This window comes from Negadavirga shengliensis (genome assembly GCF_042652345.1).
GTDB classification, from domain to species: Bacteria; Bacteroidota; Bacteroidia; order Cytophagales; family Cyclobacteriaceae; genus Negadavirga; species Negadavirga shengliensis.
The window spans coordinates 208589-223167 of the sequence record NZ_JBHSJJ010000003.1; the positions used below are offsets into that span (position 1 = coordinate 208589).

The window sequence follows — 14579 nt, forward strand, 5'->3', positions numbered from 1 at the left end:
ATTTTTCATTTCACCATTTATGAAGTTTCCCCCACAGAAAATTTTAAGATCTTTTCTGCTTCAAGGTATGATTTTTTAGTATCAAAACCATCCAGTATAGCAGCCAAGTGGCTGCAAATTAACAAGAAAAAGCCGGAAAGCCGTTACAGGCATTCCGGCGGATATTATTATTTAATTATCTGCATGGTTCCCTTGATGTTTTTTTCCCTCAGGTTTTCGTCAAGCACGTTGAACAGTACGGTGGCGGAATAGAAATAGGTTCCGGCGGGGAGCTCCTTCCCGCTGCTGTCCCTTCCGTCCCAGTTGATGTAGATGTTGTTTTCCGGTGCCCGGGTGCTGTTGTAGCTGTATACCAGCGTGCCCCACCTGTTGTAGATTTTGATTTCGACGGCTTCGACGAACCTTGGGCACCTGGGGTAGGGGTTGTCATAGGCCTGGAAGGTGTCGTTGGCGTTGTCGCCGTTGGGGGTGAAGACGTTGGGCAGCTCGTAGTTGGGGCAGTTGTCCACGCAGACGGTGTTGCTGGGGCCGCTTTCGTTTCCCGAGCGGTCCACCGCCGTGATGTAATAGCAGCCCTTGAGCTGGCTGAGCCCCTCTATCCGGGCACTGTTGCTGATCACCGAGACGGTGCGGACGAGCTCAAAGGAGCCTTCCTGCCCCGTTTCGGAGAAATAGATCCTGTAGCCGTTGAGTTCGGAATCGCATTCCCCGCTGAAGTCGGGCTCCCAGCTCAGGTCATGGTAAAACTCGCTGAAGTTGCAGGGTTTGTCGGACAGGTACTCCTGGCAGTCGGGCCCTTCATAGGCGAGCACCGGGGGACAGGGCAGCCTGTCGTCATCGGGCCTGGCGCAGACGATCTGTGATTTGTTGGCCAGCGGGTATTCCAGGAAGTCCAGGTTGTAGCTGCCGTTTGTCACCACATAGTAGCAGTATTCTTTTTCGGTGTCCAGGGGCACGCCGTTGTGGCTGCCGTCGTCCAGGTAGATGAATCCTTCTGAGGTGACGTCGACTTCGGCTATCAGGGTAAAATTCTCTGTGTCCTCGGCGTCCGGGTCGGTCCTGTTTCTGAAGACCAGGTGCGGGAACTGCTCTACGGAGTTGTTCCAGGGGACGTTGAAGTCCCACTCCAGTTCGATGGCCTCGTTGATGATGGTGGGTTCCAGCCTCACGGCGGAGGCCAGGCTGGAGGTGTCCACTTTTTCCCCTTCGGAGATGAGGACCACTTCATAACTGTAAACGAGGTTTTCGGTGTTGAGCCCCGTGTCGGTGAACACCGTATCGGAGGTGGTGGTCAGGGAAGTCTGGTTCTGCGAGCCGGTGAAGCCCTCGCTTCTGACCAGTTCGTACTGATAGGGTCCGGGGTAGAGCTCGCTGTCTATATCATAGGGGGGCGTCCAGCGGACGAGGATCTCCCCGTTTTGACTGTCTGTTTCCTCAACGCTCACATTGGTGATGAGGGGGACGTCGACGTCCACGGTGATGCAGATTTCTTCGGACACATAGCTTTCGCCGCTTCTGGGGGAGGGGAATGCGGCGACCAGCCTGTAGCAGTAGGTGTTGCCCGGGCTCAGGCCCTCCCCGCCGTTGTCGTCGGTAAAGCTGAAGGTGTCCATGTCGGCGGTGCCGACCAGTTCATAGCCGGGGCGGATGCCGGTTTCACAGGAGTCCGGTTCGTAGGGGTCGCTGTTGATGCGCCGCCATACCTGCATGGCCTCGGCGGAGGAGCCGCAGGCATAGGGGTCCCATTCTATGTTGGCGGACCTGCCTGGTTGCTGTTCCGCCCCCACTGGCACCGGGGGCGGCCCCACCACGGTGATGTTCCAGGTTTTTATATCCACGAGGGCGGGCCCGGAGGAGGGCTGGTCCCTGATGCGGACCCTGACCTGGTAGGTCCTTGCCCTGACGTGGTTGCAGACGGTCTGCCAGGCGAAATTGACGATCCCGGGAGAGGCCTGGTAGGTGGACTCGGGGCTGTAGGTGGCCGGGGAGGTGGTGATCTCTATGGGGTCGCCGAAGACCTCGATCATGATGGGGTCCCCGTCGGGGTCCATTCCCTGGAATATTTCCTCTATCCTGGTTCCGGCCTCCACGCAGATATCATCGGGCATGATGAGTTCGGGACGCCTGTTGTCGGTGTTCTCGATGATGATCTGCATGTCCCTGAGGACATAGCCTATGCGGACCCATTCCCCGTCTATGCGCCGCCATTCCTCGATGCGGAAGGCGACGTTATACTGTCCGGCAAGGCCCGGGGCATCCCAGATGAGATCCCCTGTGACGGGGTCAAGCTCGAGGATGGGGGGCGTGGAGCCGTCCTGCCTGGAGAAGCTGAACTCCCCGGAAGAAGGATCCCTGTAGTTGTTGACCTCCCTCTGGAAGGCCTGCTTGGGCACGTCCATGACATAGGCCAGGCTGTCCCCGTCGGGGTCGTAGGCACCCGGGTTATGGATATAGGTCTGGTTCACCGCGCCGTTGTCCACCGGGGCTATGGTGAGGACGGGGGAGTTGTTGACCCCGAAAAAGGGGTCGATGCGGATCATGGTCTCGATGTAGAAGGGGGTGTCCACGGACTGGTCCATGTTGAGCGTGCCGGCGTTCCTGTTGAATTCCATGAAGCGTATGGTGTAATTGCCCGGGCCCTGGTAGGTATGGGTGATGACAAAAACGTTTTTTTCAATGTTGTTGCCCAGTACTTCTGTCACCGTAAAATCGCTTTCGGTTTCCAGGGTTTCCTCCCTGCCGTCACCGAATTCGATCCTTCCCGGTCCAAATCTGACAGTAGACCGGGTGTCGGTATACCCCACCACGGTGATGCGGTAGGTCAGGGTCTGGACGGATATTCTTTCGGCGATGATTTCACCCGCACGGATATGGGTGGCCCAAGATGTGGAGACAGAAAATACAAGCAGTATTTTAATCCCTAAAAGTAAATATACGTATTTCATCTGTTTAAAATTTGTTTTTCAATGGCCGTCCATAACTTGTCCCCGCACCTCAGGTCGGGATAGCTTGTCCCGAATTTGATTCAGGAGAACCAAGCCTATTATATTCATCCTACTGTGTGTCGTTTTCGTCATCCTCGGTTTCATATATCATAAATTTCCGGGCAAAATCCGAACCTATCGATTCCCGGCACACTCCCACATGCATAATCTGCTTTTCTGTAACTTGCCATTTTTGAGTATATACTCCAGGAATGTATTACTGCCATCTCATTCGACACGGAACAAATGTAAATAATAACCAAGTCCCCCTTAAATTTTCAATAAAACCTCTGGGCCATCATGTTGAACCCTATCCTAACCGATACATTCAAAACGTGTTTGTATTTTTAATGGTTACCCTAAATTAAATGTTTATCCCTGATTTTTTCATCTTTACCTATACATATTATTATCGACTGAATCAAAAGGTTGCCCTTCAAAACTCCTTTTTTATAAAAAATCCGAAAACGGCGATTTCATTTCTCTGATTATCAGCATCTTGTTTCAAGAGCATTATTATAACTGTATTCTTCATTATTTATTGTCCAAATTTAAACCTGGCGCCTGAACATAAATTTTGGATTTCCATTAATTCTCAACTACAAAAAATGAAGATGGTTATGGCACTGTGTGGCAGGTCAGAATTTATCCCAAATTCAGCAGCTATTTAGAACCTTTCAAAATAAGATGATTGATTGTTTGCTATTGATTCCAAATGTAAATTTGGCGCCAAAGTAAAAAACGTAAATTCTGTATTAACACAAAACCTTATGAGTTGGGTATCTAAAACCTTAAATAGTACACTGGGCAGAAAATTATTAATGTCCCTCACTGGATTATTTCTAATACTTTTCTTAATCGGCCACGTATTGGGAAACCTATTGCTTTTTAAAGGTGACGGTGGCCGGGCTTTCAATGAATATGCTGATTTCATGACGACCAACCAGGTGGTACAGATCCTCTCCATTATTACTTATGTATCTGTAATACTCCATGTAGTATATTCGATTATTCTTACTTCTTATAATAAGAAAGCCAGGCCGGTTCCTTACGCTGTAAACAATCCCGGGGCAAACAGTTCCTGGAACTCCAGAAACATGGGTATTCTGGGAACCCTCATCCTTATTTTCCTGGTGGTGCATCTTCAGGGTTTTTGGTATCAGATGCATTGGGGGGATATGCCTAGGGTGACCTACGACTCCGGAGAATACAAAGATCTCTACCGTGTGGTTAATTTTGCATTTCAAGCGGAATGGTTGGTGGCTCTGTATGTGATCTCTATGGTATTTTTAGGGTTTCACCTGGCTCATGGGTTTAACAGCGCTTTTCAAAGCCTGGGCCTTAACCATAAAAAATATACCCCCTTCATACAATTTCTAGGTAAAGCATTTGCCATTGTGGTACCCGCACTGTTTGCAAGTATGCCTTTGTATATTTATTTCTCATGATTGAAGTAATTGATTGATATGATACTAGATTCAAAAATACCTTCCGGCCCATTGGCCGAAAAATGGACAAAACATAAATTCAACATCAAACTGGTCAATCCAGCCAATAAGAGAAAATACGATATCATAGTAGTGGGGACAGGACTGGCAGGTGCTTCTGCCGCGGCTTCATTGGCAGAATTAGGGTACAATGTCAAAGCGTTCTGTTTTCAGGACAGTCCCCGGCGCGCGCATTCCATTGCAGCACAGGGAGGAATCAATGCTGCCAAAAATTACCAAAATGACGGTGATTCTATTTTCAGGCTTTTTTACGATACCATAAAAGGGGGAGATTACAGAAGCAGGGAAGGAAATGTTTACCGATTGGCTGAGGTTTCCGTGAATATCATTGACCAGTGCGTGGCACAAGGGGTACCCTTTGCAAGAGAATATGGAGGTTTGCTTGCCAACAGGTCGTTTGGCGGCGCCCAGGTATCACGTACTTTTTATGCCCGGGGACAGACCGGCCAACAGCTGCTTTTAGGAGCCTATTCAGCCCTCAGCAGGCAGGTCGCCAACGGGAAAGTTAAACTTTACCCAAGAACAGAAATGATGGACGTGGTAAACGTCGATGGTAAAGCGAGAGGGATTGTAACAAGAAACCTGATTACCGGCGCCATTGAATCCCACAGCGCCCATGCAGTATTGTTGTGCACGGGAGGGTATGGCAACGTATTTTTCTTGTCCACAAATGCTATGGGCTCGAATGTGACCGCGGCTTGGCGGGCGCACAAGAAAGGTGCTTTTTTCAGCAACCCCTGTTATACCCAAATCCACCCGACCTGTATCCCGGTATCCGGAGACCATCAGTCCAAGCTGACTTTGATGTCGGAATCTTTAAGAAATGATGGAAGGGTATGGGTGCCGAAAACCAAGGAAATCGCGGAAAAGCTCAGGAAAAAGGAGATCAAGCCCCAGGATATCAAGGAAGAGGACAGAGATTATTATCTGGAAACAAAATATCCCTCATTTGGTAACCTTGTGCCCCGGGATGTGGCCTCCAGAAATGCCAAATATGTATGTGATGAAGGCCGGGGAGTCAATGAAACCGGTGAGGCGGTTTTTCTCGATTTCAGGGATGCCATCATCAGGGACGGTGAGGATTTAGTCAGAAGCAAATATGGCAACCTCTTCGATATGTATGAAAAAATTACCGGGGAAAACCCATACAAAACCCCAATGATGATATACCCTGCGGTCCATTACACCATGGGAGGGCTGTGGGTGGACTACAATCTGATGACCACCGTGCCGGGCCTTTATGCCCTTGGCGAGGCTAATTTCTCGGATCACGGCGCCAACAGATTGGGGGCTTCCGCCTTGATGCAGGGACTGGCTGACGGTTATTTTGTCATTCCCTACACGATAGGGGATTATTTGGCCACAATGCCTTATGAGAAGATCTCTGTGGACCATCCTGAGTTTAAGAAAAGTGAAGCCGAGGTAGAGGAAAGGATTCAAAAACTGATATCCATTAATGGCACTAAGACAGTGGATTACTATCATAAAAAGCTGGGAAAGATCATGTGGAACTACTGTGGTATGGCAAGAAATGCATCGGGTCTGTCGAAAGCCAAATCGATGATAAAGGAACTGAGGGAAGAATTCTGGTCAAATGTGAAAGTGCTGGGAACGGGGGATGAACTGAATCTCTCACTGGAAAAGGCTCACCGGGTAGCTGATTTCCTGGAATTGGGGGAACTGATGGTGGATGATGCCCTGCACAGAGAAGAGTCTTGCGGGGGGCATTTCAGAGAAGAATACCAGACCGCAGAAGGTGAAGCGTTGCGGGATGATGAAAACTTTGCCTATGTGGGGACATGGGAATATCAGGGTGAGGAAAAACCCGAACAGCTTCATAAAGAGGAACTGGTATTTGAAAACGTGAAGTTGACCCAAAGAAGTTACAAATAATCAACAATTAAAATTCATAAAACATATGAATCTTACATTAAAAGTTTGGAGACAAAGAAACCATTCTGACAAAGGTGGTTTTAAAGAATATAGTTTATCAGGTATATCCTCAGACATGTCTTTTCTGGAAATGCTGGATGTACTTAATGAAGAGCTCGCGGAGAAAGGAGAAGATCCCGTCCATTTTGACCATGATTGCAGGGAAGGCATCTGCGGGACCTGCTCGCTTTATATCAATGGCCAGCCCCATGGTCCTCATCAGACCACTACCTGTCAGCTGCATATGCGGTCGTTTAAAGACGGGGACACCATTACCATTGAACCGTGGAGAGCAAAGGCCTTTCCGGTTATCAAAGACCTTGTTGTAGACAGAGGGGCCTTTGATCGGATCATCCAGGCCGGTGGCTACGTGTCCGTCAATACGGGGGGTGTACCTGATGCCAATGAAATCCCTATTCCCAAGATCATTGCTGATGAAGCGTTTGATTCGGCTACCTGTATAGGATGCGGGGCCTGTGTGGCAGCCTGCAAAAATGCCTCCGCCATGCTGTTTGTTGCAGCGAAAATCTCGCAATTGTCATTATTGCCCCAAGGCAAGGTGGAAAGGAAAGAGCGGGCTGAGAAAATGATTGAACAAATGGATGAAGAAGGATTTGGTGCATGCACAAATACGGGGGCCTGTTCCGCTGAATGCCCCAAAGAGATCAAACTCAGTAACATTGCCCGAATGAACAGGGAATTCTTTAAGGCCTCTCTTACCAGTGAGAATGTATGAGGAGCTGACCAAGGAGAAAATAATTGAAAGGACCGGGAGACCGGTCTTTTTTGTTGGTATTATTTCAATATTAAAATATTCTATTCTAATGATTTGGTAGGATATTCGGCAAATATTAGCATAACTGTTCATTAGTTATATTTTGGGGTTCTGAAATCGGCTGTTGAACATAAAAACAGATGAATGGCTATTATAGATCTTGTCATTTTTGCGGTATACATGGTATTGATGTTGGGAGTAGGGTTCTACTTTATGAAGATGAACACCGGCCAGGATGACTATTATGTAGGAGGAAGAAATATAGGGAGCTGGCATATTGGCTTATCGGTGGTTGCCACAGATGTGGGAGGAGGTTTTTCTGTAGGATTGGGGGGATTGGGTTTTTTGATGGGGTTATCCGGAAGCTGGATGCTCTTTACCGGTCTATTGGGTGCATGGATGGCAGCTGTATTCCTAATCCCGAAAGTACGGTCGAATCCCGTATTTGAGAAATTTTATACCCTTCCTCAAATATTCCAGCACCTGTTTGACAGAAAAGTGGGGGTTTTGGCAGCCATCATTTGTTTTGTAGGTTACCTGGGGTTTACTTCTTCCCAGTTGCTGGCGGGGGCAAAACTTGCGTCAGGCACCTTTAAGGCGCTGGACCTGGAGGTGGCTTTGTGTATTATGGGGCTGATTGCCGTAGTATACACGGTTTTGGGCGGGTTGAAGGCCGTGATTTATACAGATACCATCCAATGGATAATCTTGCTATTGGGTTTTATATTTATAGGATTGCCGGTCTCTTATTTTCACGTGGGCGGATGGCAGGCCATTAAACAAACATTGCCTTTTGAATATTTCAGCTTGACCAATTTAAAGTGGCAGGACTTAGCCAATTGGATGATCACCATTCTGCCGATTTGGTTTGTGGGAATGACCCTGTATCAGCGGATATTTGCCAGCAGGGATGTGAAGTCCGCCAAGAAGGCATGGTATATTGCGGGTTTTTTTGAATGGCCGGTTATGGCATTTATGGGGGTTTCATTAGGTTTGCTGGCCAAAGTGGCCTTCGATCAGGGTTTGATCGCTGTGAGCCGGGAAAACCTTGATCCGGAAATGGGCCTGCCCATATTGTTGAGCACGGTATTACCTCCGGGGATTATGGGGTTAATGATGTCCGCCTATTTTTCGGCGGTTTTGTCCACGGCGGATTCCTGCTTGATGGCCGCATCAGGGAACCTTACCACCGACCTTTTTGGGAAGTGGCTGAAGCAGAAAAAAGATACTTATGCCATGCGGCTAAGTCAGTTTTTTACACTGCTGATAGGGACAGTCGCCCTTATCATAGCTTTGCAGATGACCAATGTATTGGAATTAATGCTTTATTCTTATGCATTCATGGTTTCGGGCCTTTTGGTTCCCATTGTCGCAGGCTTGTTTTGGCACATGCGGTCTGCCAAAGCGGCAGGCGCTTCCATGATTTTGGGAGGTGGAACCACGGCAGGGCTGTCATTATGGGGGCAGCCGCTTCCCTTAGGACTGGACCCGAATTTTTTTGGTTTATTGTTGTCTTTAGCAGTGTTTTTGCTTATATATAGGTTAGAAAAATAATATTTTCAGAATAATTAAAAACAAATAGTTAATAAATGACCAAGATAGAAACGCTTTCTGCCATAGATAATGCCACCTATTTACAAAAACTTGAAATCGCGGATTTTCTCTTTGAGCACTTAGACCAGTATGGTGATCCTCACGAAGATATCATGCGATGTTTGGATTATGCATTGGACCAAGCGGTAGACAAGGGGGGCTTTACAGTGATGGCGCGGGAAAACGGCAAAATCGTTGGCGTGGTAGTCATGAACAGGACAGGAATGGCTGGATATATTCCGGAGAATATATTGGTGTATATAGCTGTTGATGCTTCGCAAAGGGGAAAAGGATTAGGAAAGAAACTGATGTCAACCGCCATAAAAATGGCCCACGGAGACATCGCGTTGCATGTGGAACCTGATAATCCCGCGAGAAAGCTCTACGAGAAACTGGGCTTTACCAATAAATATTTGGAAATGAGGCTAAAAAAATGATATGGCATTTCTAAACCTTTACAGAAATAAACTTAGAGACAATTTTGAATTCCTTAGGGGGAAATTCCGGGAGCACGAAGTGGCTTGGGGAGTCGTGTCAAAGATGCTGTGTGGAAACCGGAGCTATATCAAGGAACTTATTGATATGGGAGCTGATGAGATCCACGATTCCAGAATAAGTAACCTGGCCAAGGTAAAGGAAACCAATCCAAATGTGCAGACTGTGTACATCAAGCCGCCTTCCAAGAGGAACCTTTCTGATATGGTTAAATATGCCGATGTAAGTCTGAACAGTGAGCTCAATACCATCCGGTGGATAAGTGAAGAAGCCGTTAGACAGAACAAAAAGCATAAAATCATCATCATGGTAGAAACCGGTGATTTGCGGGAAGGCGTGATGGGTGACCATCTGATCGATTTCTATTCCAAAATATTCGAACTTCCGAATTTGGAAATCATCGGGTTAGGCACAAACCTCAATTGTCTCAATGGGGTGATGCCTTCTGCCGACAAACTCATACAGCTTTCACTCTATAAGCAGATAATCGAACTCAAATTCAACAAAAAGATTCCATGGGTCTCGGCGGGGACTTCGGTTACCATCCCGTTGATGTTACACAAGCAGCTTCCTAAAGGAGTCAACCATTTTAGAGTGGGTGAAACCCTTTATTTTGGCGTGGATCTTTTCGAGGAAAAAACCATCGAAGGCATGCATGGAAATGTCTTTGAACTTTTTGCGGAAATCATTGAAATGCAGGAAAAACCTTTGCTGCCAATGGGTAACCTTTCATCCAATCCACAGGGTGAAGTGGCATCAATCGATGAATCTTTGTATGGAAAATCATCTTTTAGGGCCATACTGGATATCGGACTGCTGGATGTTGACCCCAAATACCTCATCGCTGAAGAGGGTGAGTTTGAGATCCTGGGAGCAAGTTCAGACATGCTTATTCTTAACTTGGGTGAAAATCCTAAAAAATATAAAGTCGGGGATCTGATAAAGTTCAATCTGAAATATATGGGAGCCCTTGCGGTCTTGAACTCCAGCTATATCGAAAAAAGAGTAGTTTAACTTTTTATGGACTGTAAGTTGCTGTCATAAAGGATTTTGCCTCTGGTCCACTCCACCCGGATTACTTTGGCATAAAATTGGATTGTATACAGTCCATCTGAAACCAACTTATAAACTATCATGAAAAAATTAATGTTTTTGACGGTCCTGGCGTTTTGTTTGGCCAAAGAGGCCCATTCTCAGCAAAGAACACCGGCAAGTGAACAAAATGCGAGTTTTGGTATCCGGGGTGGTGTTAACTTCTTCAATTGGGGTGGCGCTGATGTAAACAGCAATGATTACACCAACCGGGCAGGTTTTCATGCAGGTATATATGGAAACATGTTCGTGACTGATGGTTTCGCCATAGAACCCGGGGCTTATTATTCGGTAAAAGGAACACAAAATGATGATTTTGTAAATTCAAGGGCGGTGTTGAATTATATTGATGTGCCTATTCTTTTAAGGTTTTACGCCACAGATGGGCTCAATTTCTTCGCCGGGCCACAAGGCTCTATCCTTCTTGGATCCACCTTTGAGATGGATGCATTGGGTAATACTTATGGTTGGGATACCGAGTCGATCAATGATCTGGATGCAGGGTTGGTGTTCGGCTTGGGTTACAATCTTCCGGTAGGGCTCAACCTACAGGCAAGTTATGACCTGGGGCTTACTCCGGTTTTTAAAGATTCTGATGCGGACGTATTCAATAGGGGATTTAAGCTTTCGGTAGGAATCAGCTTTTAAAAATCAAGGACATTTTGTTTGTCAGGAAATCCCTGCTAAATATAAAGCGGGGATTTTTTTACCCTCAGGGAACAGAAGCAGTAGATGATTGTCCTGTCTAAGAAAATCACTCATGCCGTATGGCTTCAATTTGTTCAAGGGAATATTGTGGGGTGCCTCCGTCAAAGGTAGCCACCAATGCCCCGAGCGCACAGGCAAAATCCAGGGTTTTTTCAGGTGTTTCTTTTTCCAGGTATTTGTTGACAAAGCCTGCCAAAAACGCATCGCCCGAACCCACTGTATCCCTTACTTCTACAGGATAGCCCGGATGGCGGATGATTTCCCCATCTTGATAAATAACCGCTCCTTTCGCACCCAATGTGACACAGATAAGCTGCAGATCAAACATCTCGGTCAGTTTTTCCAGCGTAGCATCCATTTTATTCGAGAGGGCATAATAATCGGCCAGAATCACGAGTTCGTCCTCATTTATTTTTAGAATATCCGCCCTTTGGAGTAGAACTTCCAGTACCCCCGGCTTATAAAACGGCGGTCTGAGGTTAATATCGAACACCTTTAAAGTGTCCGTCTGGAGCAGACGGTAGAGCGTATTTCTGCTTTCTTCATTCCTGGCGGCCAAGCTGCCATATATGAAGGCTTCTGCCATTTGTATTTCTCTGACAAGGGACGATGTCCATTCTATATGATCCCAGGCAGCAGGACTGACTATTTCGTATTTTATGTTTTCTTTGTCACTGTCATCCACTATCACGCTGCCTGTTGGGAAATTCAGGTCAGTTTGGATTTGTCCTTCATGAAGGCCATATTTTTTTATGAATGAAAGCAGTTTTCTCCCTAACTTGTCAGTTCCTATCCTTGAAACCATCGTTACATCGTACCCCAGATGCTGGAGGTGCAGCGCAACATTCATAGGAGCCCCTCCGGCTATTTTTTGTTTAGGGAAGATATCCCAGAGCATTTCACCAAAACAAACGATCTTTTTATCCATGCGTAACGTTCAGGTCTTGTTGAATTTCTTCAAGTGATCTTCCTTTTGTTTCAGGCATTTTGGTGGATACCCAAATCAACTGGAGTACCATCATAAAAGCAAAGAAGCCGAATATGATGACAGGACCCAGCCAGTTGGCAAAGAAGGGGAACACATTCGCAATAACGGCTGCGAGTATCCAATGTGTAAAACATCCGATTGATTGTCCATATGCCCTCAATTCGTTGGGAAATACTTCTGAGATAAACACCCATATCACAGCGCCTTGGCCCACGGCATGGGAAGCGATAAAGGTGAAAACGAATATCGGTAACAAACTTATACTTATCTGCCCGGCTGAAAAAGAATAGGCAATCAATACCAAAGAAATGATATAACCTACCGAACCGATGTACATTAATTTTTTCCTGCCTATCCTGTCTATAAGATAGAGGCCAATCATGGTCGCGAGCAAGTTGATCGCACCTATCCCTACTGTGGACAACAGGGCTCCTTCTGCACTGATCCCCGCCATTTCAAACACCCTAGGGGCGAAATAAATTATGGCGTTGATGCCGGAGAGTTGGTTAAACAGGGCTATCATAATGGCAAGGAGGGTGACATGGAGATAAGCTGGTTTGAAAAGCACGCCGAAACCCACATGGTTGCGGATGAGCTTCTTTTCTTCAAGGGCCAACCGTATTGCCTCCTGTGCTCCTTCCGGGTCGGTCTTGCTTAGTATCCTTTCAGCCTCTTCGAAGTTATCATGCTTGGCTATAAGCCAACGCGGACTTTTGGGTACTTTCAGGACCAGGAGCGTGTAAATCAATGCAGGAATGGCTTCTACGCCTAACATCCACCGCCAACTGTCCACCGCAACAGCAGTGTCAATAAGGTAGTTGGAAAAATAAGCCACCAAAATGCCAAACACCAGGTTAAATTGAAAGAGAGCAACGAGTTGCCCCCGGTTTTTGGCCGGAGATATTTCACTGATATACATAGGCGCCACTACCGATGAGGCGCCTACTCCCAATCCCCCGATGAAACGGAACACCATAAAGGAATAAACTTCGGGCGCTACTGCGGAACCCAAAGCAGACACGAAATAAAGAATGCCTATCCAAATCAAGGAAACCTTACGGCCGTATCTATCGGCAGGAATTCCACCAAATAATGCACCTATGACAGTTCCGTAGAGAGCAATAGCAACAGCCAAACCGTGACTCCAGTCACTGAGACCCCATACCAGCTGTATATGCCGCTCTGCCCCCGAGATCACCGCCGTGTCGAACCCAAAAAGAAATCCCCCCAAAGCTGCTACCACAGAGAGGAATAACACATACCTGTTTATATTCATAAAATTCGCATTGTACAGAAAGTTTTAAATCTAATCAGATATGGTCTTTAAAAAAAATCTATTCAGAAATAAATAACCCATTCACGATAGGTTTGAACGGACCGGTCGTCTTCATGAGAGAAGTCTATATATATATATATATATATATGTCACGTTACTGGTCCAAAAAAATCCGGTAATAAAACTGGAACTGCATCAACATGTCAGGCTTCAATATTTTCTGCTTTCGATCATTCCCCTCCATCTGTGCACCCAGACTGACTATCAGTGTTGATTCCAATCCGATTTCAGCGTTCGATTGCAGTTCCTTGTATATTCCGATCCGATAGGGGACGTAAAGTCCTGTATCGGAAGCCGGATAGGTCTCGGTGCGTCTGTTTGGGTCATCAAGGATGAGCCTTTCATCTGTTCTTTTAGAATGAAAAACACCCAGTCCCAGACCTGTATATACTTTGATCAAAGATGGCAGATAACCGCTTTGGTTGGGATTGATTTGATATACAGGCATAATGTCCCCATAAAACATATTTCCCCTGAATGCATGAGGTAAATTAGCCGCGGCAATTCTATTGATAACATTATCACTGTAAAAATCCCCGCTGCTGATCATTTGCCAGCCAAGGGTGGCCTTTACATCAAAAAAGGTATGTACCTTTTTATTGTAATCCACCGTGAGCACCGGCAGTACTTTGAACAAAAATTTTCTATGCTCCCCTGTATTGTCCCCGTATATTTTAGCAGGTCCTATCCCTACTCCCAATCTGTCTGTTCTATCATCTTGACCCTTGGCGGTGTAAAAAAAGCCAACAAAAACAATTAGAAAAATTGTTCTGATTCTCATAGTACATTTTAAATTTCCAGTGCAATTTAACAAAAACAGACTCAATTAATAAAAATAAATGTATTTTGACATATAAAAAACGAATTTCTGAACAAATGGTGTTTATTAGCAAAAATTACTTGCCTTAGACAGGCGCGTTTGATTTTCAGTGGTTAAAAACAAACCCGGGATTTAATCATGAGTTGACCCGCTTTTTTTGTCCTTATAATCAACCCTTGGAATATTAAGGCTTGTATTATACACAAAAAATATTAAAATTATAGGTTTGTAGGACTGCGGGGGTAGGGATTAAAAAATGAGTTGAAAGATTGTCGTGTGAAATTTATTAGTTCTATTTTGAGGATATTTCGATGGAATGAAGTTAATTTGTGTTTATATAAACTACAA

Annotated in this window: 11 protein-coding genes; 7 read left to right on the forward strand and 4 right to left on the reverse strand. The window is 46.1% G+C overall.

The genetic code is table 11. From position 1 onward, the window contains the following. Window positions 1–167 precede the first annotated feature (167 nt). The gene (locus ACFPFU_RS06175; protein ID WP_377062584.1) at window positions 168–2945 is read right to left on the reverse strand and encodes a T9SS type B sorting domain-containing protein; all 2778 of its coding nucleotides are present in this window, start codon (window positions 2943–2945) and stop codon (window positions 168–170) included. Window positions 2946–3754: 809 nt separating this feature from the next. Between ACFPFU_RS06175 and ACFPFU_RS06180 the strand changes: the two genes are divergently transcribed. The 7 genes from ACFPFU_RS06180 (at window position 3755) to ACFPFU_RS06210 (ending at window position 11027) form a co-directional block, all read left to right on the forward strand. Continuing rightward, on the forward strand, window positions 3755–4432 hold the full coding sequence (locus tag ACFPFU_RS06180; protein ID WP_377062586.1) for a succinate dehydrogenase cytochrome b subunit: 678 nt from the start codon (window positions 3755–3757) through the stop codon (window positions 4430–4432). Between the two features lie 18 nt (window positions 4433–4450). Next, on the forward strand, window positions 4451–6385 hold the full coding sequence (locus ACFPFU_RS06185) for a fumarate reductase/succinate dehydrogenase flavoprotein subunit (RefSeq protein WP_377062588.1): 1935 nt from the start codon (window positions 4451–4453) through the stop codon (window positions 6383–6385). A 25-nt stretch (window positions 6386–6410) separates the two neighbouring features. Then, entirely contained in the window at window positions 6411–7160 is a 750-nt protein-coding gene (locus tag ACFPFU_RS06190) for a succinate dehydrogenase/fumarate reductase iron-sulfur subunit (protein ID WP_377062590.1), read from the forward strand. A gap of 183 nt (window positions 7161–7343) precedes the next feature. After that, window positions 7344–8753: a sodium:solute symporter family protein gene (locus tag ACFPFU_RS06195; protein WP_377062592.1), complete on the forward strand. Its 1410-nt coding sequence runs from the start codon at window positions 7344–7346 to the stop codon at window positions 8751–8753. A 35-nt stretch (window positions 8754–8788) separates the two neighbouring features. After that, window positions 8789–9229 (forward strand): GNAT family N-acetyltransferase, encoded by a 441-nt coding sequence (locus tag ACFPFU_RS06200; protein WP_377062594.1) that lies wholly within the window; start codon window positions 8789–8791, stop codon window positions 9227–9229. 1 nt (window position 9230) lies between these two features. Then, window positions 9231–10301 carry an alanine racemase gene (locus ACFPFU_RS06205; RefSeq protein ID WP_377062596.1) on the forward strand — a complete coding sequence of 357 codons (1071 nt, stop codon included), beginning with the start codon at window positions 9231–9233 and terminating at the stop codon, window positions 10299–10301. A gap of 120 nt (window positions 10302–10421) precedes the next feature. Further along, window positions 10422–11027 carry a porin family protein gene (locus ACFPFU_RS06210; RefSeq protein ID WP_377062598.1) on the forward strand — a complete coding sequence of 202 codons (606 nt, stop codon included), beginning with the start codon at window positions 10422–10424 and terminating at the stop codon, window positions 11025–11027. Window positions 11028–11133: 106 nt separating this feature from the next. Here the strand turns inward: ACFPFU_RS06210 and ACFPFU_RS06215 are convergent, their stop codons facing one another. From ACFPFU_RS06215 to ACFPFU_RS06225, 3 genes are all read right to left on the reverse strand, one after another. Then, window positions 11134–12015 (reverse strand): carbohydrate kinase family protein, encoded by an 882-nt coding sequence (locus tag ACFPFU_RS06215; RefSeq protein ID WP_377062600.1) that lies wholly within the window; start codon window positions 12013–12015, stop codon window positions 11134–11136. Continuing rightward, window positions 12008–13351 (reverse strand): sugar porter family MFS transporter, encoded by a 1344-nt coding sequence (locus ACFPFU_RS06220; protein WP_377062602.1) that lies wholly within the window; start codon window positions 13349–13351, stop codon window positions 12008–12010. The genes ACFPFU_RS06215 and ACFPFU_RS06220 overlap by 8 nt, the downstream gene beginning before the upstream one ends. Window positions 13352–13505: 154 nt before the next feature. Further along, window positions 13506–14192, reverse strand: coding sequence for a hypothetical protein (locus tag ACFPFU_RS06225; protein WP_377062604.1), 687 nt, complete (start codon window positions 14190–14192; stop codon window positions 13506–13508). Between the last annotated feature and the right edge of the window lie 387 nt (window positions 14193–14579).